Consider the following 25,103-nt stretch of genomic DNA (forward strand, 5'->3'; position numbering starts at 1 on the left):
TCTCGACCCGCGCCCGGGTGGCGGAACGGCAGACGCAGCGAGCTTAAACCTCGCAGCCGAAAGGCATACGGGTTCGAATCCCGTCCCGGGCACCCCCTCCTGACCAGGCTATATTCCCGATGGGGAATGTTCATCGCCGCCGATTCGGCCGGATCAGTTGCAGTTGTAGTTGCAGTTCCCATCACCCCCACAGCGCCTCCCCCGCCCGCTTGACCGCGTCCGCCGTCATCTTGTCCCGGACGTGGACGTAGCGCTTGGTCACCGCCAGCGACGCATGACCGAGGATCTCCTGCACGACCCGGATATCTACGCCCTGCTCCAGCAGGAGTGTCGCCGCCGCATGCCGCGCGTCATGCGGACTGGACTCGCGAATGCCGGTCCCGACCAAGATCTCCTGCCACTCAGCCCAGTCCGCTCGGGGGTTGATCGGATCACCCTTGGGAGTGGCGAAGACCAGGTCAAGGTCGTTCCACAAATGGCCGGCCGCAAGCCGCTCGACATCCTGTTTGGCCTTCTGCCGGATCAGTTGCTTGAGCAGCGGCTCCGGGATAGGAACCCACCTCGTCTTCTTGCCCTTTGGCTTCCTGAACTCCCAACCGCCACCAAGTCGGGCCTTGCAGTACCGCGCATGCGCAACGCAATTGGCGCGGCACCGAGCAACATGTCGCCCCTCCGTACAGACAGTCACGTCACCACATCCGTGCTTGAACCTGACCCGCTTGATCTGCCAAACGCGCATGCGCGCCTTCTTGAAGTCGACGTACTGCCAGCGCATCCCCAACGCCTCTGCCTGCCGAAGGCCAAGTGCAAACGCAACCGACCAGCGGGCCCCGTTGCGCTTCTTCTTGGCACGAGCGAGGAACAGCCTCGCCTCATCGAGATCAAGCGCATCAACTTCGACTTCGTCGAACGAAGGGGCATCCAGCAGATCGGCCACATTGACAGATACAAGCTTCCGCCGCAGCGCCATCTTCAAGGCCCGCTTGATCATCTGGTGAGCCATATTCACAGACTTGTCCGCGAGCCCATCGACTGCGACCTTGGCGTAAAGCTTGTCAAGATCCGTCACCTTCAACTGATCGATCCTGATACCTCCAATGTTCGGTATCACCCAGTTTTCGATGCGCGGACGGTACGTACTCTCGATCGACGACTCACTGGCCGTCTGCGGCACAATGGTGTCGAGCCACAAGCGCAGATACTCAGCAACCGTGGGCTTCTTGCCGACCTGAACGACATTGCCCTCGTCTCGCTGCTTCTCCAACGCCTTTACCTTCTTGGTGACCGCCGTTTTCGTCTTGGCCTGCCGATGACGTCGATCCGGGCTTCCGTCAGCTTTTACTCCAACAGTCACCCATCCATGCCACGTACCGTCGACATCCTCGTAGATCGACGATCGACCATTCGCATTACGCGGCATTTCCAGCCTCCTTTTCATCCATCAAAGCGGTTTCGAGCCGCTTCACGTATTCCTGCAAGGCCTCGACCGAGACCCGCCGCGAGCGACCGATAGTTACCGACCGAAGCTCTCGATCGCTGATGAGTTTGAACACAACAGTGCGTCCGATCCGCAAGGCGGACGCAACCTCTTCGACCGTCAAAAGAACCTGAAAGTCGTGCATCGTTCGTACCTCCTCTCGTTGACGCATACGTGTCACTCGTTGCTCTCAGCAAGTTGTTCTTTGATGAGTCGTCGGTGTTCGCGGGCTTTGGCGGCGGCGGTGTTGGCGAGTAGTGCGTCGCCGATGGTTTTCCAGCCGGTGCCTGCGTAGGTGAAGTTGCCGACGATGAGAGTGGTCTCGACGTCGTCGGTGTGGTCCCGGGTCTTGTGCTGGTCACGTCGCCAGTTCGCGCGTGCTTCGCGGAGGGCTTTGAGGGTGGTGGAGTACTGGCGGGACTTGGTGGAGAAGTGGCCGCCGAAGCCGAGCATGTGTGCCCAGCGCTGCAGACGCCGGTAGGAGAGGCGTCCGGAGTTTTTGGCGGCTTCGGTTTCGTCGAGGTCGGAGCCGTCGCGTCCGAGTCGCCAGCAGGCGTCGACCAATCGGCCGGCATGCGTGTGGACGGTGGCGTAGTGGCGGACGGTGGTGGGTGTGAGGCGTGCGGAGGAGTGTCCGGTGGCTTCGGCGCCCTTGGTGGCGTACTTGGCGAGGTATCCGGCGACGGCGGTTTCGGTGATCGCTCCGTCGACGGTTTGCCGGACGGGGCGGACGTCGAGCTGTGTCCCCCACTCGATGAGCCAACCGTCTGGCTGGTCGGGGTGTGGCAGGGTGTGGAACCGGACGGTGCTGGCGGCGCGGCGGATCGCGTCGGCGAGCATCGTGTACGTGGCTGCGCAGGCGGGTGGCTCGATCACGGACGGGTCGAGTGGGTTGACGCCGTCGAGGCGGGTGAGGGCGTGGAAGTGCGCGACGCCGCGTGCCTGCATTTCGGCGACCTTGCCGTAGGAGAGTTTGACGGATGCGCCGTGCTTCTTGGCTTCGGTGCGGAGGAGTTCTTTGGCGCGGTCCATGGTGCGTCGCCAGAGTTCGCCGGACATGGCGTTCCAGACGACTTGGTGGTCGTGGTCGTAGCAGTCCAGGCACAACGGGGTGCCGAGGATCTTCTCCCCGTCGCTATGAGTTTGTAGGCAGCGGAGATCGCGGCCGTGGGGGCACAGGTCGGGTTCGCGGCGGGGGCGGCAGGGACGGTTGCGGAGTCCGCCGTCACGGCCCCGGACAGTGCGGGTCCCGTGGACAGGGCCGAAGGTCGGCGCGGTGAAGGTGACGAACGCCGACGGGTGCTGTGTGACGGTGGTGGGGATGCCTTTGCCGCCTGCGAGTCCTGCGAGGACGAGTTGGTAGGTGTCGCCCCGGTAGGTTTCTGCGCAGGAGGGGCAGACGGCGGCGCGGCGGTTGCCGCAGGCTTTGTAGATGACGCCGCCGGGCATGTCGTCGGTGTGCCGGGTGGAGATGACCCGTCCGGTGCGTTCGGAGACGATGTGGGATTCGCCGCGGAGCCTGACGGGGCGCTGGCAGCCGCCTGCGGAAGCGGTGTGGTCGATCCAGGCCTGATAGTCCGCAGTGGTCGCCGCGCGCTGCAGTGCGGTCTCCAGGGCGTTTGCGGGGGCGTTGGAGTTGTCTCGTCCCGGGGTGAACGTCCGGTTGGGTTTCGGTTCGTGGACAGCCAGGATTTCGACGCCTCCGAGGTGGCCGCCCAGGAGTTCGATGGCGGTCTGGTTGTCGTCGGTCACAGGGCTACCTCCTTCCGGTGGCATCGCGGCAATCAGGGGTCTCACGTTTGGCCGGCCAACTGGCCGGGGTGGCTAGAAGACGGGTGTGATGGGGGCGGGTTCGGGGGTGCCGAACAGGTAGTAGCCACAGCCGATGCAGTAGCGGCCAATGACGGTGTAGGGGTCGGGGCTGGTGGCGGGGTTGATCTGAACGACCAGGGCGTAGGGGTCACCGGGTTCGAGGACGGTGGGACACCAGTCGTGAGTGCCGTAGTGCTCGGACGTGATCCAGTCGCAGTTGAATTCGTGGTCGGCGGTCTCGCGGAACGCGGTGATGCCTGCGTAGGCGTTGATGTCCAGGGGCGCGGTGCTGGTCATGACGTGTGCTCCGTTCCGTAGAGGGTGGTGGCTGGTGTGTTCGGTGTTCGCCCTCTTCTCCGGGAGCCACGTGGAGTCCCGGAGAGGAGAGCCAGCAACGAACCGGCTACAGGTCGGGTTCGAAGGTGGATTCGCAGATGCCGCAGGTGATCTCGCCTTGTTCGAGGACTGCTTTGGCGACGCGGATTCGGCGTGGGCATTGGCATGCGCAGGCGATCGCGTTGTTGTTGTTCTTCTTGGCTTCGCCCCCGGTCATCTCGGGGTGCCGGTAGGCGATCAGGGCCGCTTTCAGGTCGGCCAGCACCGCCTTGTAGGTGGTGGCTGTGGTGCCCCGCAGGGTGCAGGGTGACCAGCCGATCCGCGGGTCTTTGGTGGTGTCGAGGCCGAGCACGGAGGCGAGTTCGGCGAACTTCTGGTTGTGCCAGCGCCCTTGGCGGCTGGTGTCCTTGATCTGCCGGGCGTCCGCGAGAGCGTGGGTGGCTTCGTGGAGCAGGGTGGTGAAGACCTCTTCGGGACTTCGTTTGAGTCCTTCGCCGGAGATGAGGACTTCGGCCAGGCGGTGTTCGCCGTGTTGCCAGCGGGAGGCGGCGAAGTGGCCGTACTTCGCCTGTTTCGTGGCGGTGCCGGAGCCGACGATGATCACGACGGCCGGAACCTCGGCGTGTTGGGCGCGGATGGCGGCCCAGGCTGTTTCGAGTGCGGACACGAGTTCCGCGGTGGTGTATTCGGTTTGACGCTTACGTGTCAGCCGCACTTTCGGTGACCCGGTCCGGGTCTTCGCAGCGGTCTTCTTGGTAGCGCGTTTGATCGTGACCGCAACTGCCGGGTGACTCCCGCCCGTCGAGAGTTCTTTGAGTTTGTTGCGCACGGCAATGAGTGACGCGTAGCCGTGTGCACGGCCGCCTTGCGTGGCGCGGACGGCGTCCATGTGCTTCTGCACCGCTGCGTGTGCGGCGGCCGGGGTGCCGTTGTAGACGGCGGTGGTTCGGGTGACGGTCCAGCCGGTGATGCCGGACAGGGCGTCGGTGTTGTTGTTGGTCAACCCGGTGAGCTTGGTCGTCGTCCCGGGCTTCGCCGCGACGGCTACCGGGGTGGCCGGCATATCGATGAGGTCGAGTTGTCCAGGGACCTGGACGACGGGCACGAGGTCAGTCGTCATAGCTGCAGTCCTCCTCGTCAGTGTCGAGCGAGGGGTGGTGGTAGGCCCAGAGCAGGAGCAGGTCGAGGGTATGGCGATCGTGTTCGGTCTTCGCCGCGCCGTGGGCGTGCAGAATGTTTTCGGCCAGGTCGTTCAGGTCGACGCTGCCGGTGCCTGCGAGTTCGGCGAAGGCCGATCCGCGGTATCCGGGTGATTGCCATCCGGCGGCGATAGTCAGTGCGGAACTGTCGGTCAGTCGGGCACCGTTGCCGGTGGTTGCAACGGCGTCCACACGGTCGATGTCAGCGGCCAGCTCCCAGCTGGAGGCGTGGAGTTTCGTGAGGGTGGTGATGGTGGTGTTCACCAGTGCTCTCCTTACTGTTTGGCGCAGATGAGGTGGCAGGGGCGGCCGGTGTAGGGGTCGCGCATCAGGGCGGAATGTCCGCAGATGACGCACGGCCTCGGGTCGCCGACTGTCGTGTGAGCCCAGTCGTCCGCCCACGGGGAGCGGTTGAGCTTTGACCGGGTCTTCTTCTTGACCGGCTCAGATGCCGGGACCGACGGTGCCGGGGTGAGGTCCGTCGTGATGGCCTGCTGGCCTTGACAGTTACGTGTCACGCGGCGATTCGGTGCCGCGCGTTTCATTCATCGACCCAGGTCGAGAAGAACGAGTTCACCTGCGCTCGCAGGTCGTAGACGTCGTTGTAGATGCCCTGTGCAGTCGCGGCATCGTGGATCTCTTCGTCGGTCCCCTCCCAAGGAAGGGTTTCAACGACTGCCCGAACTTCGACATCGAGCTCTCCAATGGCTCGATCGAAGATCTCTCGATGCTTGCGGAGCAGCTCGGTGATCTGACCGACGGCGGTCATCGGAGGTCGCCAATCCAGGTCTCGCGGAAGGCCTCCAAGCGAGCTTGGAGGTTGTGGATGTCGTTGTAGACCTCAAGTCCGTAGCTGTAGTGAGACTCACTCTCAGGGAGTTCTCGACGCACTGCGTCGCAGTGTTCGGTGACCTCTCGGATCAATCCCCGGAGGGTTCGATCAAGCTTGCGGTGACGGCGGCGCAGGATGCGCACGAGTGCCGGGTGAACGTTCATGACTCTTGCTCTCCTGTCCATTCGCTGGGGATGTAGACCGTGTCCTGGTTCCAGGTGTCGGTCTTGGTGGCGTGGTCGACGAGGTGTTCTTCGAGGAGTGCTCGTGCCTCGTAGCAGGCGTCGATGAGTTGGCTGAGTGCGGTGACTGAGCCGGTGATGAGTTCGAGTTCGATCGGGGTGTTTCCCAGGTCGATGGCGACGATGGGGGTTTCGCCGTTGCAGGCGATGTTGATTCCGGCGATCGAGTTGTCGGTGAACTCGTAGCCGATGTACATGCGGTCGTTGCGTTCGCCGCCGGAGGCGTCGTAGTAGGTCATGACGCGGCCTCCTGCCGTGTGGTGTAGGCGGGTTGCCAGTGGCCGTTGTAGGCCCAGCCGGTGCGGCAGGCGGACCAGCAGACACCGCAGCGGTGCGGCTGGTTGGGTGCGTAGACGAAGGCTCCGCAGTTGTGGAGCCAGCCGGGTTGGCCAGCCGAATCGCGGACGCGAACGACGGCGTCGGCGGGGATGGGTTTGATGGTGATCATGCGGCCCTCCGAAGGTGTACGGCGCGGCGGACGATCTGCTTGTGCTGACGGTCGTTGAGGAACGCCGTCTTGAGTCGGCGCGGGAATCCGCCTTCGGCGCGGAGCAGTCCGACACCAAGGGCTTCGGGCTCGATATCGACGGCGCTGTGACCCTGAGAGGACCAGCCGGTGCCGAGGATGATGTCGCTGGAGCTGTCGGTGGCGCACCGGAAAGCGAGGCGGTAGCCGAACAGGTCGCGCAGTGAAGTGGGGACGATGTCAGCGCTGGGGCGCTGTGTCGATGCAACGGTGATGATGCCCGCGGCGCGGCCGCGAGCGACGATGTCCCTTACGAGAACGCGGAACTCTTCTTGCTGGTCTTTGGTTCCGACGGTGACGGTGAAGTAGGCCAGCTCGTCAACGCAGAGGAGCTTGGCCCGGAAGCCGTCGCCGGGGACGATCTTCTTGCGGCCCGTGCGGGCCAGGTGCAGGTACCTCTCGTCGAGGTCGGTTTGCAGGTCACGAAGGACCCGCAGGGCTTTGCGCATGTCGTTGCCGACGAACTCGTCAGCCACGGGTGCATACGGGAGGAGTTCGACGATCTTGCCGTCGATCAGGATGAGATCGACGTCGGAGCACAGCGCGGCGTGAGCGACGATATTGCCTTGGGCAACGGACTTGCCAGCGCCGGGTTCTCCGCCGATAAGAATGTTGCGGTACATGAGGGTGACACGGACGGCTCGGCCGCGAGTGTCCAGACCCATATAGATCGGGTCGTAGATCGACAGCGCACCTTTAGGTGCGGGGGTGACCCCCGGCTTGCGCCGGGGGAACACCGATTTGGATTTGAAGCTAGACATAGTCGGACACGTCTTCTCCATTGGCTCCCAAGATCACCGACGCGCGGTCGTCGACCGTGGCGGTGTACTTGGTCTTCGAGGTTTTGGTGCGGGTCTCACCGGCGCCGGTTTTGGCCGGCGGCTGGGTGGTGGACTCGTCAGAGACGCGGTCGGTGTCTGGCGTGAGGAACGCCATGACAGCGTCGTCGGCGACTACCGCTTCCGGCAGATCGCTGGTGTCATCGAGCAGTGGGGAGGTGATGTGCTGCTTCGACAGCGGGTCTCGTCTGTCGATTTCGATGCGTACGAGCGCTGCATTACGTCGCGAGCGCTCGATATTGGCCTTGCGTGCCCAGCACGCCGAAGCGATGGTTTCGGACTTGTTGTCGAGGTCTTCCATCGACAACCCAGGGCGCATCCAGACCCACACGACCTGACCGGTCTTGGTGGACCAGCACGCGATGATGAAGGGCAGATTCCCTGAGTAGTTCAGGGTCCGCATCTCGACCAGGCACGCGCGGACACGGTGCCGGGTGATGACACACCAGACCCGGTTCACGACGAACCGGCGGACGAAGTTGTCCGAGACGATCCACCCCAACACCAGGACGGCCAGCATGGCGTTCAGCCATGCAGGGTTGGATTCGATGTAGCCGACGATCTTCGCCCCATGGGCGATCGTGATGTAGATGGCGGTGACGAGAACCATGAGTTCCCAGCGCCAACGCCAGATGACCAACAGGATCTGCACCGGCAGCGACTGAGTCGGCCGGGTGATGGTTTCGATGGTTCCCGTCGCGGTACGGCCGCGGCCTGCTCGACGTGTCGAGCGCGTGCGGGTAGATTTGGGCATGACAAGACCTCCCGATCAGGGGGTTGAGTCAGGAAAGACACCAAGCCGGGAAAGGTTTCCTAGGCCAACGCCCGACTTGATGTCTCGTTTCCAGAGAGCGGCCCCCGTCAGGGGGTCGCTTTTTAGTTCGTCAGTTCAAGTTCAAACCCGAACTCTTTCGCAACGGTTGACACGTACTGGTCAACCGTGGACTGGTTGCCTGCACAGCCCTCAACGAGAGCGGTGTAGGCGGTGGTGCGGGCTTCGACGAGCTCAGCTCGCCGGTTCCACGCGAGGTTGTTGGATTCGAGGACGTCCTTGACGATGTTGATCGTCAGGCCGTCGCCTCGATTGATGTTCTGCAGAGCACCGGTCAGCCTGCTGAGCAGCCTGTCGGTCGCTTCGATCTGAGCGCAGATCGTCACGTAGTTGAGAGTCAGTTCGCGAGCACTGACAATGCCGTCAGTGCGAACGTAGGTGTGCTGGGTCATGGTTGGCCCCTTTCAAGGCGTCGTTGACACGTACCTGTCAATGGATGGAAGTTCCGGCGGACGCCGAAACCCAGACCGCGTGCGCGTAGTCGCGAGCGGCGTAGATGTCACGTCGCCGGTTCTCGGCGTCGCGGTACAGATCAAGGAGCTGCCAGAACGCGTCAGACGCGTACACGGCACTCACTTCGTAGTGGTCGTTGACGACCGGTTCGGCGGCTTGGAGGCCGCAGACGAGCTTGTTTTCCAGGTAGTTGAGTACCTGTTCGATCTCAACTGCTTCGTTGCACTTGGCCACATACTCGGACCGTGCCTGATTCGCTGTGATGGCTCGATGTTCCATCGGATGCGACATGACTACCCCCTAGCTGAGCAGTGCACGAATCACGGGACGAGTGGAGAGCTACTTCGACGCAGCACCCGACGCGGCACCAAGGCTCTTCGCCTTGTACGCAACACCGTTCCGCCCATTGGTGGCCCACGGCATGGCCTCCAGCTCGACCGGGACAACGACAGCGCCAACGTTGATCTTCGGCATGGCATTGCCCGCCAAAGTCACGTTGATCACCTCGCCGCCCGTCTCGTCGAGCGCCATCACCTGAACCGACCAGAGCAGCTCGTTGGTGTTCCGGTCAGCCTTCTGCCGGCCGTTCTGGTCCTTCTTCTCCTCCACACCCTTCGTGACCGTGAACGTCTTGCCCGTGGTGTCGATGTTCAGCTTCATGAGGAATCGCCCCTTCTAGGCGTCCGCACCTACTCCTCGTGAGCAGGTGTTCTAGTTCAGATACTAGAACACCTATCGCAGGTCTTCAAGCCCGAATCGCAACGAATCTTCAGCAGGGGGTTGACACGTAACCGTCAAGCGGTGCGGGATGACACGTAAGGGTCAATCCCCGAGGCGGCCGCGGTAAGTGATCCGGCCATACGTGATGCTCTCGCCGTACTCCAGAACGTCGCCCTTGTCGTCGTAGATCCAGTTACGACCCACTGAGATCAGCGCACCTTCGTCCAGCCCAAGGCTTTCCGCTTGGTCGGCTGTTGCAATCGCCGGTTCGAACTGGTCCTGCCAGGCGTCGACGGTTCGCTTGAGGGTGTTGGCGACGTACATGAAGGTGCCTTCGCGAATCCGCTCCGGACTCAGCAGAAGCGGGGCGCGCTTGGCCAGGTCTCCTCGAAAGTACGAGCTGGACGCCGAGATCGGCTTGCCATCGGCCCGGAAGGTGCGGCGTACACGACGAATCACAGCGGAGCCGACCTTGACCCCCAACGCGTCCGCGACCTGCTCAGACGCCTCCCAGAGGTCAGCCTCAGTGATCTTCGCGTACTGCCCGGTGGGATAGACCTTGCCAGTGCGACGAGCCTTGCCGACTCGATCGTTGGCAGCCCTCCCCCGCTCTTCCTCCGTCGTGACGATACTTCCGACACCACGCTCCGGCTTGATGTATCCCTCAGCGCGGAGCGACGACAGCGCCTTCTGTGCGGTCGCAATTGCCACGCCGTAGTCGCGCATCAGCGAGCGCACGGACGGCACCAGATCGCCGGCCTGCAGGTCGCCGTTCGAGATCCGCGCACGAATCTCGTTAGCGATCTGCTGATACGGGGGCGCCGGGCGCTCCAACTTCGGGGGCATGCTGAACCTTCACGTCTCCAATCGGTGTTCTAGAACACCACCATCATAGGCTCTGGAGCGCGTGAGGGGCTAGTACTCGTCCGGCGCGTTGATGCGATCCACGCCACCGTATCCAGTTGCCGCAACGGACCGGGCAATCTCAACATCAGCAGGGTCCGGAGCGGTTCCCTGCTCCTTCGCCGCAAGGAGGCGCTTGTGGACCTTCTGCAGCTCCAGAACGTCGGCGAGACGGGCTTCCTGAATCTCTTCCCAAGTGCTCATCGTCAGTCCCACTTCTGGCCTGTGATCCGCTCGTACATAGCAACGTAGCGAGCCCGCGTCTCCTCAACAACTGCAGGAGGGATCTCAGGCCCCGGAGGCGTCTTGTCCCATGTGCCGAGGTCCCGAGCCCAGTCACGAACGAACTGCTTGTCGAACGAGACCTGACGCTGACCGGGCTTCCAGTCCTCATCTCGCCAGTACCGCGACGAGTCCGAGGTCAGAACCTCATCGGCCAGCACGAGCGACCCATCCTTGGCCAACCCGAACTCGAACTTCGTGTCCGCCAGATGCACACCACGGCCCTCAGTGATAGCTGTAGCGCGAGAGAACAGCTCGAGCGTCTTCTCCTTCAACGTCAAGGCCAACTCAGCCCCAACAGCCTCTGAGACCTCATCAAAGGTCATCGGCTCATCGTGCCCATCCTCAGGCGCGGTCTTCGTCGTCGGAGTGAAGACCGGCTGAGGCAGCTTGTCCCCCTCCAACAGACCAGCCGGGATCTCAACCCCAGAGATCTTCCCCGACTCCTGATACGCCTCCCACCCGAGGCCGGCCAAGTACCCACGAGCGATGCACTCGACCTGAACGATGTCCACCTGCTGACACCGAACCGCACGCCCCTCGAACTCAGCAGGCACATCAGTAGCCGAGATGACGTGATTCGGCATCACATCCGCCAACTGCTCGAACCACCACAGCGACAGACTCGTCAGCAGCTTCCCCTTGTCAGGGATCGGCGTAGGCAGCACCACGTCATAGACCGACACCCGATCAGTCGCAACCAGGATCACCTCCCCCGGGCGATCGCTGTACACATCCCGAACCTTGCCCCGATGCAGCAGCTCCACCCCACTGTTCTAGCACACCGCGTGCCGACTTCGACGCAGCTACCCTTGCCGTTCGCCTTCATCGGACGCGGCCCCTATCTCCGGGACAGTCTCAGGTGGTTTGCGTGCAGCCCTTAGCTGCACCAACTTGGCATTCCCTTCCGACGTCAGAGTCCAATAGATGTTCGAGTCATTGATTGGATGACGCCGATCACTTCGCACGATCAACCCGAGAGCAGTGAACTGCACAAGGATGTCTTGGAAGCTCTCCTGCATAAACTCTGATTTCTTGATATCGAATTTTTCGAGCGTCTTCTCGTGCGAACCATCTTCTTCGCTGATGCTACGGGCGATAGCATTCAATCCTGACAGCAGGTCAGACTCACTTGCTTCCACAAGAAGCCTAGGCCCTACCGCGGAGAAGAGTCGGTCCCAAGTCGTTTCGAACTGGCCCCAGATCCTCTTAGTGACGCCATCCTCCATGTATCTAAATAGAACTTTTACATGCGCCGCGTCCTCGCCGTTGGCTAACTCGACGCTGCCCGGTAGCCGATCACGCTGAGTGGTTGCGAGCTCGGTTGTTAATTCGACAACGCGAGCTCGGAGCTCTACGAGTTCTCTCTCGACTTCCGGGGTTAATGCATTCTTAGCTCGAACCCAACCCTCCGCAGGATGTGTCTTTCTAATCTGAATTAGACTCTTCGCCACCTGGCCACCGAGTCCTGTTGGCGAATCCCAGTACTTCACCATGCGATTGCCAACTTTTTTGCGGAACACATCCAGCTTTGCTCGAAGTTCGTCATTAAGGTCGGTCTTATCTCCCGGAATAGATCCCGGTTCGCCGTGCAGGAAAGCCAGGATCGGCTTTCCCTGACTCTCCGCGTAATCAAACTCCATCTCCGTATAGCTGATCTGCTGTTCCGGATCAACCGAGCCGTACCGTCCACCGATGACGATCAGATAATAGTCACAATCGTCAATCACTCGCTTGATTAGGGTCCATCTGTCATCGTTAGACGCGGGGAACAACTCCATCCCTGCGGGGATACAGTCAGCTTCCAGCAAAGTTTGGATTACTTCTTGCCGCTCTTCCAGCAGATCAAGATATGTCGAACTGACAAAGACCTGCTCACGCTTCTCTATCGCCACAACGGGAGGCTAGCGCGCATCCGTCGCCAGGTACAGAGTGCTTACTCGCGCCCATCTGACAACTTTCTCTACGTCTTCAAGACGGGCCCCTGAGGGGCCCGAAAGCGCGCCGCCACCACAGGGCGGGCCGCCTGCCCGCCGCTCCGCTTCGCTGCGCTTGGGCGCGTCCCTTGGCTTGGCGCGCACGTGCCAAAGGGGGCCGGGTCGAAGACGGCAGAACTCGCCGTCAACGGCTCGACACCCCTTGGTCTTGCGACTCACTTCCGAATCGACCAACCGCCCTGGGTGCGTGCCCTGGTCGGCCTGGACCGCGCGGGATACCGGATCGTCCCGACAGCAATCGTGGAAGGGACGGCCCTCCACGGCACGCGTCAAGAGCGCCTACGGCGTCGCTTCGCGATCGAGCAAGCTCGACTCTGGACACGCACCGCTCCGGACCTCAGGCGGCAGCTATCGGGACGATCCGGTGGCTTGGCCGCGGTTGACACGTAACTGTCAGCCGGGGCCGGGTGGTTGCAATTTCGGTTGCAGTTCGCCGTCGTTCACCCCGATCCGAGGGCGGTCGGACGCCGGGGTTGTGAGCCGTGGTGAACCTCCATGAACGCCGGAGGGTGCCCTCAGTTCGAACTTAAACCTCGCAGCCGAAAGGCATACGGGTTCGAATCCCGTCCCGGGCACCAACTGCACGACGGACGAACACCCCCGCCCGCTACGCGCCCGCTACTTCCTAGCTCCTTAACGCGCCCGCTCCACCCGCACCCCATCCACCCCCGGCTCAGCGCCGTCCTCCCCCACCCGGCTACCGCCGGCCCTCCGGGCTACATCCGGAAGAAGGCCCGCAGTCGAGGGCGTGGCGACAGTGGCCGGGCAGGCGCGAGTTAGTCAGGCATCCGAGCCGGACGGTGGGCGGGGCGACCGACGCAGGTCCGTCGCGGACAACACTTTGCTCGTCAGAGGTAGGGCTCCCAGACGGCGAACGCGAGGTGGAAGCTTTCTGCGGCCTGACTCGCCTTGAACCTCTCAACCATGATGCAGTCATCAGAATTGGGTGCACTTTCGCATCTCTTCGATGAGACCTTGCCGAGCGATGACGCGCTGGCACGAGTCGTTGCGAGCAGCTCCGAGAGTTCAGCGGGTGGATCTGCGATGGTCAGCGTCTTCGCCGCAACCTGCCCCTCCAGAGGAGCGCGTTGGACGACCAGACTGCAAGCTACCGCCTGCGCTTCGACCAATGAGTCGTCCCATTTGGTCAAATCACACATTTGTTCGAAGTCCTCGACCAACTTCTGGTTCTTCGCTCGAAGGCCGGCAACCTTGCTTGCAACCTGCTGAACCGACATACCTGGAGTCGGCGAGATCGTCGCGGTAACCGTAACTGTCGGTGTAGCCGATCCCCGTTCGGATGGGCCGCCGCAACCGCCCAGGACGACGAGGATGCTCAGGACAACGCCAACGGCAGGGATCGTGTTCCTCTTCTTCAGTTGTGAGGACAGTCGCCATGCCAACCGCTGTGGCTGATACTTCGTGTTCATTGTTCCCCCTCCGGGAAAGGGTGGTAGATCAGATCGCCCCCCGATCTGTTCCACCCTTGTTCGTGGCACGCTACTGCTCATCGAAACCAGCTTGAATCGCGGACTGGTATCGATCCTGGTCAACGGCCGCGCGGTGTTTACCGCTTGAGGGTTGATGGTCCGGGAACAGTCGGGGTTGGGGAAGGGAACTGCCGGGTTCTGTGGGGCGGGCAGCCGGGTGAGGCTGATCGGCATGAGACGAAGTGTTGGGGTTGTGGGGTTGGTGGTGGGGGCGTTGGTGGGGGCGCCGTTGAGTGCGGAGGCTGGGAGGGGTGGGTTGCAGCGGGAGTTGGATGGGGTGGTGGGGGTGGCTGGGGTGGGGGCTCAGGTTGAGGTGCGGGAGGGTCGGCGGGTTTGGCGGGGGCGGAGTGGGGTGGGGGAGGTGGGGACGGGGCGGGCGGTGCCGTTGGCGGGGCGGTTTCGGGTGGGGAGTGTGACGAAGACGTTTGTGGCGACTGCGGTTTTGCAGTTGGTGGGTGAGGGGCGGGTGGGGCTGGAAGATCCGGTGCTGAAGTGGTTGCCGGGGGTTCGGGCCGAGGGGGTGACGGTGCGGCAGTTGCTGGATCACACGAGTGGGTTGTACGACGTGTTGAATACGTTGCCGCGGCCGCCGGAGGCGGAGTTTTATGCGAATCGGTGGCGGACATGGACGGCTGATGAGTTGATCGCCCGGGCGCTTGTGCATCCGCCGACGTCCAAGCCTGGCGTGGTTTACAAGTACTCGAATACGAACTACTTGTTGCTCGGAGAGATTGTCGAGAAGGCCACCGGGGTTTCGTACGCCGAGGCGGTGGAGCGGCGGGTGATTCGGCCGCTCAGGTTGCGGGACACGTATTTTCCGGGGACGTCGACGGCAATCCAGGGGCCGCATGCGCATGGGTATGTGCCAGGCCCGGACGGCCCGCTCATCGACTACACGAAGATGAATCCGTCGGTGTTCGGGGCGGCCGGAGAGCTGATCTCGTCGACGCGGGATCTCGACACCTTCATGACCGCGTTGCTGGGTGGGCGACTGCTGTCGCCGGAGCTGCTGCGCGCGATGAGGACGCCGGGTGTCGAGGGCGGGCGGTACGGGCTCGGGCTGACTTGGCGGACGACGACGTGCGGGACGACGGTCTACGGGAACGACGGGGATGCGTTGGCGTATCAGACCTGGGTTTTCAGTACGGCGGATCGGCGTCAGCGAGTCGCACTGCTGTTGACGCCGAACTTCGACGTCGATTCGGATGACGTCGTGGATGCCTTTCTGGACAAGGCTTTCTGTGGTTAGACGTCGGCGAGTTCGCGGGCGCGGCGGAGTACGGCGTCCTGCATTTCCTCGGTGAGTTTGCCGGTGAAGGTGTTCTGCTGGCTGGGGTGGTAGCACCCGAGGACGGTCACGCCGTCGAGCTCGTGTTCGACGGCGTGGCCGAAGGCGGGCTTGGGTTTCGGGATGGTGGCGCCGAGGGAGGCCAGACCGGCCAGGAGGGCGTCGTAGCCGAACTTGCCGAGGGTGATGATGACTCGGGTGGTCGGGAGGACCAGCTCCAGTTCGCGGCGGAACCAGGGGGCGCAGGAGTCGCGCTCGTCCGGCGTTGGTTTGTTGGCGGGTGGAGCGCAGCGGACGGCGGCGATCATGCGGGTCGCGTACAGCTCGAGCCCGTCGCCGGCGTGTGAGCTGGTCGGCTGGTTGGCCAGCCCGACCCGGTGCAACGCCGCAAACAACCAGTCGCCCGACCGATCTCCGGTGAAGACGCGCCCGGTCCGGTTCCCGCCGTTCGCGGCCGGCGCCAGCCCGGCGATCAGAATCCGCGGCTCGGCCGCACCCCACCCCGGGATCGGCCGGCCCCAGTACGGCTCCCCCGCAAACGACTTTCGCTTGCTATGGGCAACATCTTCCCGCCACTCGACCAACCGCGCACAGGCCCGGCACACCGAAACCCGAGCCTCCACCTCCCCCAGCTCCCCCACCGACGACAGCTCGACGACCTCCCCCGCCGTCCGAGCCACCGGTGTCCCCGCCGAAGCCGGGTCCCCCGGCCACCCCGCCCCCGGCGGCACCGGGCTCTCGAACAACTCCCCCGTCAACGGATGCGGCAACTTCACCCCCTCAGACTAATCAGATGAGCATCATCGGCGTCGTAGCCTCGGCCATCGGCGGACTGGACCAGCTGACCGACGGACTCATCCGTCCGCTCCTCGAGCGGGGACATCAGCCCGCCGTCACCTTCACCCCGACCGCCGCCGGCTGGCAGTCTCCGGACACATTCCAAACCCTCGAGCTGCTCACCGGTCTGGCGGTCCGGTCCCAGCCGCGGCGGCCGGCGTGGGCTGGGCATCTCGGCGTGCTGCGGCAGGCTGGGGTTGTGCTGGTGGAGTGGGAGTTGCTGGAGCCGAGGGAGGCTCACGGCCGCCGGCTGCCGTGGGGGCGAGTGCTGGCGGCCGTCGACGCGGTTAGCTGACCAGGGCCGGGGTGCGGCGGGCGGCGGGGATGGCCAGGGCTAGGAGGACGGCGGCGGCGGAGAAGGCGGAGAGCAGGAGGAAGGTGTCGGTGAAGCCGGATTCGGCTGGTAGGCCGGTGGGTTGGAGGTGGCCGGTGATGATGGAGCTGGAGAGGGCTGTGCCGATGGAGCCGCCGATGGTGCGGATGTTGGCGTTCATGCCGGTGGCGGCGCCGGTGTGCTCGCGCGGGACGTTCTGGACGATGAGGCTGGTCATGGAGGCATAGGCGAGGCCCAGGCCGATGCCGAAGACGGCGGTGGAGATGGCGACCTGCCAGGGGTGGTTGTGCAGTCCGGCGAAGGTCAGGGAGGCAACCAGGCTCAGGGCCGAGCCGATGATGACTTGGAGCTTCACGGGGAAGTACGGCGCCAGGTGGCCGCTCAGCGAGCCGGTGATGGCCATGGTGACCAGCATCGGCAGCATCAGGACGCCGGCCTCCGAGACACTCGACCCGAACCCGAAGCCCGCAACGGTCGGGATCTGCATGAACTGCGGCACAAAGGCGTAGACGGCGAACATCGCAGCTCCGAACAGCAGTGCGACCAGGTTCGTCGTCCAGACAGCCGGAAGGCGCATCACCCGCATGTCGATCAGCGGGTTCTTCGACCGCAGTTCGACGGTCACCCACGCCGCAGCCAGTACGGCGGCCGCGGCGAACAGGCCGATCGTCAGACCCGACGTCCAGCCCCAGGAGCGGCCGCTGCTCAGCGGTAGCAGCAGCGCGATCAGCCAGCTCGACAGCAGGACGGCGGCCAGCCAGTCGATCCGGCCGGGGTGGCGGCTCGGGGAGGCCGGGATGTAGCGGCGGACGAGCAGGATCGACGCGCTGACGACGCCGAGCGGGATCCAGAACAGCCAGCGCCAGCCGAGCGTCTCGACGATCGGCCCGGCGAGCACGATCCCGAGCCCGCCGCCGGCCGCGATGATCGCGGAGACGACGCCGACCGTCGCAGGCACCCGCTCGGCCGGGAACTCGTCCCGGATGATCCCGAACGCCAGCGGGAAGACCACACCGCCGATGCCCTGGATGACGCGCGCCGCGATCAGTACGCCGATATTCGGCGCGACCGCCGCGAGCAGACAGCCGAGGGCCAGCGCGACCAGCCCGATCACGAGCGTGCGGTCCTTGCCGTACATGTCGCCGATCCGGCCGAGCAGCGGTGTGGAGACCGAGACGGAGAGCAGGAGCGCGGTGAAGACCCAGGTGACCGTGCCGGGGTCGGTGTGCAGATCCCGCTGGATGACGGGCAGCGCCGGGCTGACCAGCGACTGCAGCATCGAGAAGGCGGCCACGACGGTCGCCATCACGGCCAGCGTCCGGCGGGTGGAGTTTCCAGGCATGCCAAAGTCCTTCGAACAGGTATGGGGTTTCTCGGCCTGGTAAAGTCGAGGTATGCCTCCACTATAACGGAGGCACCCCTCCGGTATCAATCCGGAGCGAGGTGGGAAGGTGATGTCATGGCGACAGAGACGACGCGACCGGTGCTCCGGGTCGACATCAAGCGCCCGCAGCGCGCGGACGCCCGGCGGAACTTCGATGCCCTGCTGTCCGCCGCCCGGGAGGCCTTCGCCGAGAAGGGCGTCGACGCCTCACTGGAGGACATCGCCCGCCGGGCCGGCGTCGGCATCGGCACGCTCTACCGCAACTTCCCCACCCGCCAGGACCTGCTCAGCGCGGTCTACTTCGGCGAGATCGAGGAGCTCTGCCTGGCCGCCGAGGAGGCCGCCGACCTCCCGCCCTGGGAGGCGCTGACCACCTGGCTGCGCCGATTCGTGGCCTACGTGGCGACCAAGCGCGCGATCTGGGAGTCGCTGAACCGCGAGTCCGACAGCTTCCAGGAGGCCCGCGAGGCGATGTACGCCGCCGGCACGCCGCTCTTCGAGCGCGTCCAGGCCGCCGGCGAGGCGCGCGCGGACATGTCGATCGACGACCTGCTCCGGATGGTCAGCGGCCTGACCGGCTGCAACTTCGTCGACGAGGAGCAACGCGACCGCGTCCTCCAGATCGCCCTCGACGGCGTCCGCGCCCGCTGAGCCCGATCCGCCACCGCTGCACAATCGGCGCCGACGGCCGGCGCCACGCTCAGCCGGCGAGGGCAGGCTTCATTGTGCCGACGTGGCGGTACGCCTCAGAGCAGGGACTGGGCGACGCCGTCCAGGATGTCGTGTTCGGAGACGATCACCTCGCCGACCGCCATCCGGTCGTAGAGCCGCTGCAGGATCAGGACGCCGGCGCCGATCACATCCACCCGGCCCGGGTGGATGGCCGGGTTGGCGACCCGCTCCGCCTTCGTCGTCCGGGTCAGCCAGTACGTCGTCTCGCGCAGCTGCGGGCCCGAGATCCGGGCGTGGTGGATCCGGCTGGAGTCGTACTCGGCCAGCTTGCCGATCACCGCCGCGACCGTGGTGACCGTCCCGGCGACGCCGATCAGCGCTCGCGCCTGCAGGATCGGCACCGTCGCGGTGTCCAGGATCGCGTCGATGTCCTTCCCCGCGGCCGCCAGCTCGAGCGCCGTCGACGGGTCGGACTTGATGTGCCGCTCGGTCATCCGCACCGAGCCGACGTTCAGCGACTGCGCCGCGATCACCCCGGAGGCGTCCCCGAGGATCAGCTCGGTCGACCCGCCGCCGATATCCGCGACCAGATAGGGCCCCGGGACGGCGAGCGCGCTCAGCCCGGACGTCGCACCTCGGAAGCTCAGCTCGGCCTCTTCGGTCCCGCTGATGATCTCGGGTTTCACCCCGAGCCGCTGCGCGATCCCGGTGAAGAACTCGTCCCGGTTGCTCACGTCGCGCGCGGCCGACGTCGCCACGAACCGCGTCCGCACCACCCCGGCCTCCCGAATCACCGCGGCGTACTCGTCGGCGGCCGCGAAGACGCGCTGCAGCGCCTCGGGCGCGAACCGGCCGGTCGCGTCCACGCCCTGGCCGAGCCGGACGATCGTCATCCGCCGATCGAGCTGCACGAGCCCGTCGGGGCCGGCCTCCGCGATCAGCAGCCGGATGGAGTTGGTGCCGCAGTCAATGGCTGCGACCCGCTCAGAAGGCATCTGGGCGCTCCACGTCGTAGCGAGCAAGTGCTCGGTGCGGTGCATCGGCGTGCGGGGGCGGAGGGTTCGATGCGGAGCATCGTGCCCTTTGCACCCGTGCGGCGAGGTGCCGTGCCGAGTGCTGCGCAGTAGACGTGGGGTGCCCAGATGCCCTCTTAAACACACGGCCCCCGGCGGCCCCAGTCCTCCAGCGCGTCGAGGGTCTCGTCGCCGAGCGGGTTGACGCCGCGGCCGGCGGCGAGTGAGTGGCCGGCGAGGACGTGCAGGCACTTCACGCGGGTCGGCATCCCGCCGGCGGTGATACCTGCGATCTCCTCGACGTGCGCGATCGACTCACGGTGCGCCAGGTAGGACTCGTGGGCGGCGCGGTACTGCGCGGCCAGCTCTTCGTCCTCGCCGAGGCGGTCCGTCATGTCCTTCATCAGGCCCTCGGCCTCGAGCGTGCCGATCGCGGACGCGAGCCGCGGGCAGGTCACGTAGTACGTCGTGGGGAACGGCGTTCCGTCGGGGAGCCGGGGCTCGGTCTCGACGACATCCGGCCGGCCGCAGCTACACCGATGCGCGATGGACCGGATGCCGCGCGCGGTCCGGCCGAGCTGTTCGCCGACGGCCTCGATGTCCTCGGGGCTGACGCTCAACGGTTCACCTCTCCGGTGCGGGGGTCAAAATCGGTTTCGGTGTCGGCTTCGCCGGATTCTTCGTCGGCGCGGCCGGTGGCTTCCCGGCCCCTTCGACACTCCCCCACAGTTTGGTGTACCAGGTCGGCTTCTCCACCTCGGCCGCCTGATCGGCCGGTACGCCGGGCTCCGGCGGCGCTCCGACCGGCTTGCCGTCGGCTCCGATCACGCGGTAGCCGACCTCCCCCGGCATCACCCAGCCGAGCCGCTGCCGCGCCTGCGCCTTGACGAACGCGTCGTCGTCCCAGCGCTGGATCTCCTCGTTCAGCTCGGCGACGCGCTTCTCCCGGTCCCGGATCTCTTGTTGCAGCGCGGTGATCTGCGAGTGCTGGTCGAACCAGACCCGCAGGCTCTGCGCGTACGACACGACGAGCGCGCCGAGGACGAGCAGGACGACGGCCGCCCGTCCGGTCAGGTTGCGGGAACCCCTGGTCCGGACCGGGCCGGCCGGGGTGCCCGTCGTCCGGCGTTTCGGCTGGTCGCCCCGGCGGGCGGGTGGACGCGTCTGGGTCCGGCTCGACGGCCGTGAACCTGGACGTGCACCCGAATCCCGACGGGACGACGACATACCTCAGCCTCCTGCGATCAGCCCTGGTACCGCGGGAAGGCCGAGCGACCGGCGTAGACCGCCGCGTCGTCGAGCTCCTCCTCGATCCGGAGCAGCTGGTTGTACTTCGCCGTCCGGTCGGATCGGGCCGGGGCGCCGGACTTGATCTGACCGCAGTTGGTCGCGACGGCGAGGTCGGCGATCGTGGTGTCCTCGGTCTCGCCCGAGCGGTGGCTCATCATGCAGGTGAAACCGCTGCGGTGGGCCAGGTCGACGGCGTCCAGCGTCTCGGTCAGTGAGCCGATCTGGTTCACCTTGACCAGCAGGCTGTTCGCCGACTTCTCGGTGATCCCGCGCTGCAGCCGCTCGACGTTGGTGACGAACAGGTCGTCGCCGACGATCTGGATCTTGTCGCCGAGCTGGGAGCTGAGGTTCTTCCAGCCCTCCCAGTCCTCCTCGTTCAGCGGGTCCTCGATCGAGACGATCGGGTACGACGCCACCAGGTCGGCGTAGTAGGCGATCATCTCGTCACCCGACTTCTTGCCGCCCTCGAAGGCGTAGACGCCGTCGGTGTGGAACTCGCTCGCGGCGACATCCATCGCCAGCGCGATGTCGGCGCCGAGCTTCAGGCCGGTCTTCTCGACCGCGACCGCGATCAGGTCGAGCGCCTCGCGGTTGCTGGCCAGGTTCGGCGCGAAACCGCCCTCGTCGCCGAGGCCGGTGGACAGGCCGCGCTCCTTCAGGACCGCCTTCAGCGCGTGGTAGACGCTCGCACCCTGCATCAGGGCCTCGCCGTACGTCGCCGCGCCGATCGGGGCGATCATGAACTCCTGCACGTCGACATTGCTGTCCGCGTGCGAGCCGCCGTTCAGGATGTTCATCATCGGGACCGGCAGGACGTGCGCGTTCGGGCCGCCGACGTAGCGGAACAGCGGCAGGCCGGAGCTCTCCGCGGCCGCCTTCGCGACGGCGAGGCTGACGCCGAGGATCGCGTTCGCGCCCAGCGTGGCCTTGTTCGGGGTGCCGTCGAGGTCGAGCAGCGCGTGGTCGATCAGCCGCTGCTCGTGGACGTCGTACCCGACGATCTCCTTGTCGATCTTGTCGAGGATGGCGGCGACGGCCTTCTGCACGCCCTTGCCGCCGTACCGCGCCTTGTCGCCGTCGCGCAGCTCGACAGCCTCGAACTGACCGGTGGACGCACCCGACGGCACCGCGGCCCGGGCGACGGTGTCGTCGTCGAGCAGAACCTCGACCTCGACAGTGGGGTTGCCGCGCGAGTCGAGGATCTCGCGGGCGCCGACGGCCTCGATGGTGGCCACAATTGACTCCCAGGTTTCGATGACGAATCGGCTCCGAGCCTATCGGTGAGACCACCGGGGCGAGTGGACCGCGTCCACGATCGCACCCGCCGGGACCTCCCGAACCAGCAACACCCCGTTGGGCGCCCGATACACGGCCAAATTAACCGAAACCACACCCAGCCACACATCCACCTTGGTCTGCCGCCCCACCGGACTGCCGATTTCGGGCACCAGATGCACATGCGTACGCCGTCCCGGCTTGAGCCCCTCACGCCGGATCACCGGAACCACACGCTCAGTAGTTCCGTGCCACAACAATTCCTCGGGGTAGACCCGTTCCCAACTGTTCTCCAAAGCTTCACGACGCACCGGCATCCCGGCCAGCGAATGGCCCTGACAGGCCCGGATCCGCTCCCCGTCCACCTGCAACCGCCGCTTGTCGTTCTCCACCACCGCCCGATCCAGCCGCCCACGCTCCATCCCGAGCACCCGCAGCACGTCGCCGATCGCCGCCCACCCGTCCGGCGTCATAGCCAGCCCCCGCTCGCCAGCGGTGTGCCGAAGCAGCCGCGAAATCATCCGGCTGTCCACACTCACCGGAAGAACTCCCGCGCGTGGGTCAGGCCGATCCGGTTGCCCTCCAGGTCGTCCAGGCCGGTGCCGATCCGCTCGGCGCAGCGCCACGCGAAGTAGCCGGCCTGGACGGCGTACCGGAGGCGTAGGAAGGCCTCCAAGCCCTCGAGCTCAGCGGCCAGCTCCGGGCGCTGGGTGAGGTACGCCGGGACGACGATCGCGGGCCCGCCGAGATACATGACGGCCGAGGCGACGTCGTACAGAACCGGGCCGCGGGACGCCGATCCCCAGTCGATCAACCCGAGTTCGCCATCCGCCTGGCGGAGGAAGGCCTCGGGGGCCGGATCGCCGTGCAGCCAGGCCCAGGTGAGCGGCGGCAGCGCGCGGACGCCGTCGAGCGCGCCCCGGACGGCGGGTTCGACCCACTCCTCGTAGTCGAAGTACTCCGCGAAGACGGTCGCCATCGACAGCCACTCCTCCAGGTCACCCGCAGGCTCCCGAAGAACGCCGTGCACCCGCCCGAGCAGTACGCCGATGGCCCGCTGGTCACCTTTGCCGTACGCCAGCGGCTCGCCCTCGACGAACTCGAGCACCGCGACCTGACGCCCGTCGACGACCTCACTCAGCCGCCCCGCCGTACTCGGCCGCGGCCGCCCGCTCACGATCCCGGCCGCGCTCAGCCGCTCCGCGACCTGCAGGCCGGGGCCGAACCCGGTATCCGCCGCCGGCACGCTCTTCACCGCAACCCGCCAGCCTTCCCCCGACGCCTCCCACGCCGCCGAGTTCATCCCCCCGGACAACACCTCGACCCGCGCCGCCCGCAACCCCCACCCCTCACGCAGCACCCCAGCAACATCCACACCGCCACCCTGTCACCCCAGCACAGCAGCCCGCAGCCGGTTTTCGTCAGTCTGTCGATTCGGCTGCGCGGATGTCGGCGGCGAGGCCGTGGAGCGTCGTTCGGAGGGCTTGCTCGGCGTCGACGCCGTGCGTACGAGCCTCGCGCACGAGCGCGAGCAACTCGCGGCCGATCCGCTCCTGTTCGGTGGCCGGATCTCCCGCGGCGGGCCGGTCGGCGGCCGGTGGGAGCACCTTCGCGGCGCGGCCGAGGATCTTGTCGGCGAGGGCCAGGGCGGGGAGCGCGGTGGGGATGCCTTCGAGGGCTGAGGAGCGCTGCTTCTCGGCGGCCTTGATCGACTCCCAGTTGGCTTCGACAGCGGCTGCGTCGGCGGCGTCGACCGTGCCGAAGACGTGCGGGTGCCGGCGGATCAGCTTCTCGACGATCCCACCCGCGACGTCGTCGATCGTGAACGGCTCGTACGGGTGGTCCTCGGCGACGCGGGCGTGGAAGGCGACCTGGAGGAGCAGGTCGCCGAGTTCTTCGCGGAGGTGGTCGCGGTCGCCGGTGTCGATCGCCTCGAGGGTCTCGTAGGTCTCTTCGAGCAGGTATTTCGCGAGGCTCTCGTGCGTCTGCTCCTGGTCCCACGGGCAGTTCCGGCGCAGCCGGTCCATCACCCGCACCAGGTCGATCAGCCGCCCGCCCGGGACGTCGTACGAGCCGTGCAACACCTCGACCTCGTACGCCGGTCGCGGCTCCACACTCACCTGCTCAGCCACCACCCGCAACAACCCGGGCTCGCCGTCCTCCCCCACCACCCAAACCACCCGCCGCCCACTCGCAGCGGCCTCCTCCAGCCAGACCCACGGGTCGCCGTCCACCTGAGTGACAACGAAACCGGAGCCGGCGATCGCGTCGACGTCAGCGCGGGTGGAAGTACTGGCGGCGATGGCGTCGGCGGCGGAGAGGGCCGTCCAGGCGAGGCGGGTGAGGAGGCCCGGTGGGACCCGGGGGCTGGTCAGGAGGAGCGTGATCGAGCCGCCGGGGGCACCGGGCATCGGAGGCGGACCTCAGCCCTGGGGCTGCTGCTGGCGCTGGGCTTCCTCGGCGGCCTGGCGCTTCGCCTTGGCTTGGTCGGACTCCTCGGACAGCGAGCCGGAGACGTCGGACTTGATCGCGCCGTCGACCCACTGGCCGAACCGCGGCGCGATCGCGACGTCGATGTTCTTCGCGGCGTCCTTGACCACGGCGACGCCGGCGCGCTGCGCCTGGGCCGCCTGCGGGTCGGTGACGCCGGTGCCGCCGCCGAGTTTGATCGTCGCGACCGCCGTCGCGGCGACCCGGTACAGGAAGTCGCGCGCCACCGGGTCGGCCTCGAACTTCTGGAACGCGGTCGCGTCCCGGACGACGAGCTTCGCCGCGGCCGCCGTCTCGGCGTCCGTCACGGTCACCGACCGCTGGTCGCGGACCTGCTGGACGAGGGCGTTGTTGACCAGCTCGTTCAGCGTGACCGCGGTCTCGAACTGCTGCCCGAGCGCGCCGGACACCGCGCGGGCGGTCTCGTCGACGTCGCTGACGCTGATCTCGGTCGTCCCGATCGTGGCCGCCGCGCCCGGGTGCGTCCCGGCCGCGCAGCCGCCGGCCAGCAGCACCAGGGCCGCCGCCGCACCGAGAGCCCCGAACTTCCGCCCTCTGCTCACCGAATCTCCTCGTTTGC

The 25,103-nt window shown here is 65.8% G+C and carries 32 protein-coding genes and 1 tRNA gene; 4 read left to right on the forward strand and 29 right to left on the reverse strand.

What is annotated here, in order from left to right:
• Nucleotides 1-11 precede the first annotated feature (11 nt).
• Nucleotides 12-92: transfer RNA gene (locus HPO96_RS28550), tRNA-Leu, on the forward strand.
• An 89-nt stretch (nt 93-181) separates the two neighbouring features.
• Here HPO96_RS28550 and HPO96_RS28555 read toward each other — a convergent pair.
• From HPO96_RS28555 to HPO96_RS28645, 19 genes are all read right to left on the reverse strand, one after another.
• Entirely contained in the window at nt 182-1,420 is a 1,239-nt protein-coding gene (locus tag HPO96_RS28555; protein WP_171677458.1) for a tyrosine-type recombinase/integrase, read from the reverse strand.
• Nucleotides 1,410-1,622, reverse strand: coding sequence for a helix-turn-helix domain-containing protein (locus HPO96_RS28560; protein WP_171677459.1), 213 nt, complete (start codon nt 1,620-1,622; stop codon nt 1,410-1,412). The genes HPO96_RS28555 and HPO96_RS28560 overlap by 11 nt, the downstream gene beginning before the upstream one ends.
• 32 nt (nt 1,623-1,654) lie before the next feature.
• Nucleotides 1,655-3,229 (reverse strand): replication initiator, encoded by a 1,575-nt coding sequence (locus HPO96_RS28565; RefSeq protein WP_202886544.1) that lies wholly within the window; start codon nt 3,227-3,229, stop codon nt 1,655-1,657.
• A 72-nt stretch (nt 3,230-3,301) separates the two neighbouring features.
• Nucleotides 3,302-3,586, reverse strand: a complete 285-nt coding sequence (locus tag HPO96_RS28570; RefSeq protein WP_171677460.1) for a hypothetical protein — start codon at nt 3,584-3,586, stop codon at nt 3,302-3,304.
• A gap of 106 nt (nt 3,587-3,692) precedes the next feature.
• A complete protein-coding gene (locus HPO96_RS28575; protein WP_171677461.1) occupies nt 3,693-4,745 on the reverse strand; it encodes a hypothetical protein in 1,053 nt (350 codons plus the stop codon).
• Complete coding sequence (locus HPO96_RS28580) at nt 4,735-5,088, reverse strand: hypothetical protein (RefSeq protein WP_171677462.1); 354 nt, start codon at nt 5,086-5,088, stop codon at nt 4,735-4,737. The genes HPO96_RS28575 and HPO96_RS28580 overlap by 11 nt, the downstream gene beginning before the upstream one ends.
• A gap of 277 nt (nt 5,089-5,365) precedes the next feature.
• Entirely contained in the window at nt 5,366-5,593 is a 228-nt protein-coding gene (locus HPO96_RS28585; protein WP_171677463.1) for a hypothetical protein, read from the reverse strand.
• Between the two features lie 223 nt (nt 5,594-5,816).
• Nucleotides 5,817-6,137, reverse strand: a complete 321-nt coding sequence (locus tag HPO96_RS28590; protein WP_171677464.1) for a hypothetical protein — start codon at nt 6,135-6,137, stop codon at nt 5,817-5,819.
• Entirely contained in the window at nt 6,134-6,346 is a 213-nt protein-coding gene (locus tag HPO96_RS28595; protein WP_171677465.1) for a hypothetical protein, read from the reverse strand. Before HPO96_RS28595 ends, HPO96_RS28590 begins: the two co-directional genes overlap by 4 nt.
• Nucleotides 6,343-7,185, reverse strand: a complete 843-nt coding sequence (locus HPO96_RS28600; RefSeq protein WP_171677466.1) for an FtsK/SpoIIIE domain-containing protein — start codon at nt 7,183-7,185, stop codon at nt 6,343-6,345. Before HPO96_RS28600 ends, HPO96_RS28595 begins: the two co-directional genes overlap by 4 nt.
• Nucleotides 7,178-8,017 carry a hypothetical protein gene (locus HPO96_RS28605; RefSeq protein ID WP_171677467.1) on the reverse strand — a complete coding sequence of 280 codons (840 nt, stop codon included), beginning with the start codon at nt 8,015-8,017 and terminating at the stop codon, nt 7,178-7,180. The genes HPO96_RS28600 and HPO96_RS28605 overlap by 8 nt, the downstream gene beginning before the upstream one ends.
• Nucleotides 8,018-8,139: 122 nt before the next feature.
• Nucleotides 8,140-8,487 carry a hypothetical protein gene (locus HPO96_RS28610; RefSeq protein ID WP_171677468.1) on the reverse strand — a complete coding sequence of 116 codons (348 nt, stop codon included), beginning with the start codon at nt 8,485-8,487 and terminating at the stop codon, nt 8,140-8,142.
• 37 nt (nt 8,488-8,524) lie between these two features.
• A complete protein-coding gene (locus HPO96_RS28615) occupies nt 8,525-8,839 on the reverse strand; it encodes a hypothetical protein (protein WP_171677469.1) in 315 nt (104 codons plus the stop codon).
• A 48-nt stretch (nt 8,840-8,887) separates the two neighbouring features.
• Entirely contained in the window at nt 8,888-9,208 is a 321-nt protein-coding gene (locus HPO96_RS28620; protein WP_171677470.1) for a hypothetical protein, read from the reverse strand.
• Nucleotides 9,209-9,370: 162 nt separating this feature from the next.
• Nucleotides 9,371-10,114, reverse strand: coding sequence for a GntR family transcriptional regulator (locus HPO96_RS28625; protein WP_171677471.1), 744 nt, complete (start codon nt 10,112-10,114; stop codon nt 9,371-9,373).
• Nucleotides 10,115-10,183: 69 nt separating this feature from the next.
• A complete protein-coding gene (locus HPO96_RS28630) occupies nt 10,184-10,375 on the reverse strand; it encodes a hypothetical protein (protein ID WP_171677472.1) in 192 nt (63 codons plus the stop codon).
• A gap of 2 nt (nt 10,376-10,377) precedes the next feature.
• Entirely contained in the window at nt 10,378-11,220 is an 843-nt protein-coding gene (locus HPO96_RS28635; RefSeq protein ID WP_171677473.1) for a phosphoribosylaminoimidazolesuccinocarboxamide synthase, read from the reverse strand.
• 39 nt (nt 11,221-11,259) lie between these two features.
• Entirely contained in the window at nt 11,260-12,348 is a 1,089-nt protein-coding gene (locus tag HPO96_RS28640) for a DUF4062 domain-containing protein (protein WP_171677474.1), read from the reverse strand.
• Nucleotides 12,349-13,298: 950 nt separating this feature from the next.
• The gene (locus HPO96_RS28645; RefSeq protein WP_171677475.1) at nt 13,299-13,880 is read right to left on the reverse strand and encodes a hypothetical protein; all 582 of its coding nucleotides are present in this window, start codon (nt 13,878-13,880) and stop codon (nt 13,299-13,301) included.
• A 232-nt stretch (nt 13,881-14,112) separates the two neighbouring features.
• On the opposite strand from HPO96_RS28645, the gene HPO96_RS28650 reads away from it, so the two are divergent.
• Nucleotides 14,113-15,189 carry a serine hydrolase domain-containing protein gene (locus HPO96_RS28650; RefSeq protein WP_171677476.1) on the forward strand — a complete coding sequence of 359 codons (1,077 nt, stop codon included), beginning with the start codon at nt 14,113-14,115 and terminating at the stop codon, nt 15,187-15,189.
• Here HPO96_RS28650 and HPO96_RS28655 read toward each other — a convergent pair.
• The gene (locus HPO96_RS28655; protein ID WP_171677477.1) at nt 15,186-16,004 is read right to left on the reverse strand and encodes a uracil-DNA glycosylase family protein; all 819 of its coding nucleotides are present in this window, start codon (nt 16,002-16,004) and stop codon (nt 15,186-15,188) included. The two genes, HPO96_RS28650 and HPO96_RS28655, sit on opposite strands and share 4 nt — an antisense overlap.
• A 17-nt stretch (nt 16,005-16,021) precedes the next feature.
• On the opposite strand from HPO96_RS28655, the gene HPO96_RS28660 reads away from it, so the two are divergent.
• Nucleotides 16,022-16,360, forward strand: coding sequence for a hypothetical protein (locus HPO96_RS28660; RefSeq protein WP_171677478.1), 339 nt, complete (start codon nt 16,022-16,024; stop codon nt 16,358-16,360).
• Here HPO96_RS28660 and HPO96_RS28665 read toward each other — a convergent pair.
• On the reverse strand, nt 16,353-17,741 hold the full coding sequence (locus HPO96_RS28665; RefSeq protein ID WP_171677479.1) for an MFS transporter: 1,389 nt from the start codon (nt 17,739-17,741) through the stop codon (nt 16,353-16,355). The genes HPO96_RS28660 and HPO96_RS28665 overlap by 8 nt on opposite strands.
• A 117-nt stretch (nt 17,742-17,858) precedes the next feature.
• Here HPO96_RS28665 and HPO96_RS28670 point away from each other — a divergent pair, with 117 nt between their 5' ends.
• The gene (locus HPO96_RS28670; protein WP_171677480.1) at nt 17,859-18,434 is read left to right on the forward strand and encodes a TetR/AcrR family transcriptional regulator; all 576 of its coding nucleotides are present in this window, start codon (nt 17,859-17,861) and stop codon (nt 18,432-18,434) included.
• A 95-nt stretch (nt 18,435-18,529) separates the two neighbouring features.
• Here HPO96_RS28670 and HPO96_RS28675 read toward each other — a convergent pair whose 3' ends face one another.
• The 8 genes from HPO96_RS28675 to HPO96_RS28710 all read right to left on the reverse strand — a co-directional run bounded on the left by HPO96_RS28675 (nt 18,530) and on the right by HPO96_RS28710 (nt 25,086).
• Nucleotides 18,530-19,450 carry a Ppx/GppA phosphatase family protein gene (locus HPO96_RS28675; protein WP_171677481.1) on the reverse strand — a complete coding sequence of 307 codons (921 nt, stop codon included), beginning with the start codon at nt 19,448-19,450 and terminating at the stop codon, nt 18,530-18,532.
• Nucleotides 19,451-19,605: 155 nt separating this feature from the next.
• A complete protein-coding gene (locus HPO96_RS28680) occupies nt 19,606-20,088 on the reverse strand; it encodes a DUF501 domain-containing protein (protein ID WP_171677482.1) in 483 nt (160 codons plus the stop codon).
• A 4-nt stretch (nt 20,089-20,092) separates the two neighbouring features.
• On the reverse strand, nt 20,093-20,695 hold the full coding sequence (locus HPO96_RS28685) for an FtsB family cell division protein (RefSeq protein ID WP_171677483.1): 603 nt from the start codon (nt 20,693-20,695) through the stop codon (nt 20,093-20,095).
• Between the two features lie 17 nt (nt 20,696-20,712).
• On the reverse strand, nt 20,713-21,993 hold the full coding sequence (eno, locus tag HPO96_RS28690) for a phosphopyruvate hydratase (protein ID WP_171677484.1): 1,281 nt from the start codon (nt 21,991-21,993) through the stop codon (nt 20,713-20,715).
• Between the two features lie 39 nt (nt 21,994-22,032).
• A complete protein-coding gene (locus HPO96_RS28695) occupies nt 22,033-22,566 on the reverse strand; it encodes an RNA 2'-phosphotransferase (protein WP_337796855.1) in 534 nt (177 codons plus the stop codon).
• 2 nt (nt 22,567-22,568) lie between these two features.
• On the reverse strand, nt 22,569-23,408 hold the full coding sequence (locus HPO96_RS28700; RefSeq protein WP_171677485.1) for a phosphotransferase: 840 nt from the start codon (nt 23,406-23,408) through the stop codon (nt 22,569-22,571).
• 46 nt (nt 23,409-23,454) lie between these two features.
• Nucleotides 23,455-24,444, reverse strand: coding sequence for a nucleoside triphosphate pyrophosphohydrolase (locus HPO96_RS28705; RefSeq protein WP_171677486.1), 990 nt, complete (start codon nt 24,442-24,444; stop codon nt 23,455-23,457).
• Nucleotides 24,445-24,456: 12 nt separating this feature from the next.
• Entirely contained in the window at nt 24,457-25,086 is a 630-nt protein-coding gene (locus HPO96_RS28710; protein ID WP_171677487.1) for a SurA N-terminal domain-containing protein, read from the reverse strand.
• Nucleotides 25,087-25,103 lie beyond the last annotated feature (17 nt).

This window comes from Kribbella sandramycini, from assembly GCF_013131805.1.
Taxonomy (GTDB): Bacteria; Actinomycetota; Actinomycetes; order Propionibacteriales; family Kribbellaceae; genus Kribbella; species Kribbella sandramycini.

Excerpts from the sequence above, each read along its gene's own strand:
- HPO96_RS28610 (WP_171677468.1), bottom strand. The coding sequence starts at position 8,487 with ATGACCCAGCACACCTACGTTCGCACTGACGGCATTGTCAGTGCTCGC.
- HPO96_RS28650 (WP_171677476.1), top strand. The coding sequence starts at position 14,113 with ATGAGACGAAGTGTTGGGGTTGTGGGGTTGGTGGTGGGGGCGTTGGTG.
- HPO96_RS28675 (WP_171677481.1), bottom strand. The coding sequence starts at position 19,450 with ATGCCTTCTGAGCGGGTCGCAGCCATTGACTGCGGCACCAACTCCATC.
- HPO96_RS28620 (WP_171677470.1), bottom strand. The coding sequence starts at position 9,208 with ATGAAGCTGAACATCGACACCACGGGCAAGACGTTCACGGTCACGAAG.
- HPO96_RS28570 (WP_171677460.1), bottom strand. The coding sequence starts at position 3,586 with ATGACCAGCACCGCGCCCCTGGACATCAACGCCTACGCAGGCATCACC.
- HPO96_RS28605 (WP_171677467.1), bottom strand. The coding sequence starts at position 8,017 with ATGCCCAAATCTACCCGCACGCGCTCGACACGTCGAGCAGGCCGCGGC.
- HPO96_RS28660 (WP_171677478.1), top strand. The coding sequence starts at position 16,022 with ATGAGCATCATCGGCGTCGTAGCCTCGGCCATCGGCGGACTGGACCAG.
- HPO96_RS28705 (WP_171677486.1), bottom strand. The coding sequence starts at position 24,444 with ATGCCCGGTGCCCCCGGCGGCTCGATCACGCTCCTCCTGACCAGCCCC.
- HPO96_RS28625 (WP_171677471.1), bottom strand. The coding sequence starts at position 10,114 with ATGCCCCCGAAGTTGGAGCGCCCGGCGCCCCCGTATCAGCAGATCGCT.
- HPO96_RS28560 (WP_171677459.1), bottom strand. The coding sequence starts at position 1,622 with ATGCACGACTTTCAGGTTCTTTTGACGGTCGAAGAGGTTGCGTCCGCC.
- HPO96_RS28615 (WP_171677469.1), bottom strand. The coding sequence starts at position 8,839 with ATGTCGCATCCGATGGAACATCGAGCCATCACAGCGAATCAGGCACGG.
- HPO96_RS28555 (WP_171677458.1), bottom strand. The coding sequence starts at position 1,420 with ATGCCGCGTAATGCGAATGGTCGATCGTCGATCTACGAGGATGTCGAC.
- HPO96_RS28630 (WP_171677472.1), bottom strand. The coding sequence starts at position 10,375 with ATGAGCACTTGGGAAGAGATTCAGGAAGCCCGTCTCGCCGACGTTCTG.
- HPO96_RS28670 (WP_171677480.1), top strand. The coding sequence starts at position 17,859 with ATGGCGACAGAGACGACGCGACCGGTGCTCCGGGTCGACATCAAGCGC.
- HPO96_RS28590 (WP_171677464.1), bottom strand. The coding sequence starts at position 6,137 with ATGACCTACTACGACGCCTCCGGCGGCGAACGCAACGACCGCATGTAC.
- HPO96_RS28585 (WP_171677463.1), bottom strand. The coding sequence starts at position 5,593 with ATGACCGCCGTCGGTCAGATCACCGAGCTGCTCCGCAAGCATCGAGAG.
- HPO96_RS28600 (WP_171677466.1), bottom strand. The coding sequence starts at position 7,185 with ATGTCTAGCTTCAAATCCAAATCGGTGTTCCCCCGGCGCAAGCCGGGG.
- HPO96_RS28685 (WP_171677483.1), bottom strand. The coding sequence starts at position 20,695 with ATGTCGTCGTCCCGTCGGGATTCGGGTGCACGTCCAGGTTCACGGCCG.
- HPO96_RS28665 (WP_171677479.1), bottom strand. The coding sequence starts at position 17,741 with ATGCCTGGAAACTCCACCCGCCGGACGCTGGCCGTGATGGCGACCGTC.
- HPO96_RS28595 (WP_171677465.1), bottom strand. The coding sequence starts at position 6,346 with ATGATCACCATCAAACCCATCCCCGCCGACGCCGTCGTTCGCGTCCGC.
- HPO96_RS28575 (WP_171677461.1), bottom strand. The coding sequence starts at position 4,745 with ATGACGACTGACCTCGTGCCCGTCGTCCAGGTCCCTGGACAACTCGAC.
- HPO96_RS28645 (WP_171677475.1), bottom strand. The coding sequence starts at position 13,880 with ATGAACACGAAGTATCAGCCACAGCGGTTGGCATGGCGACTGTCCTCA.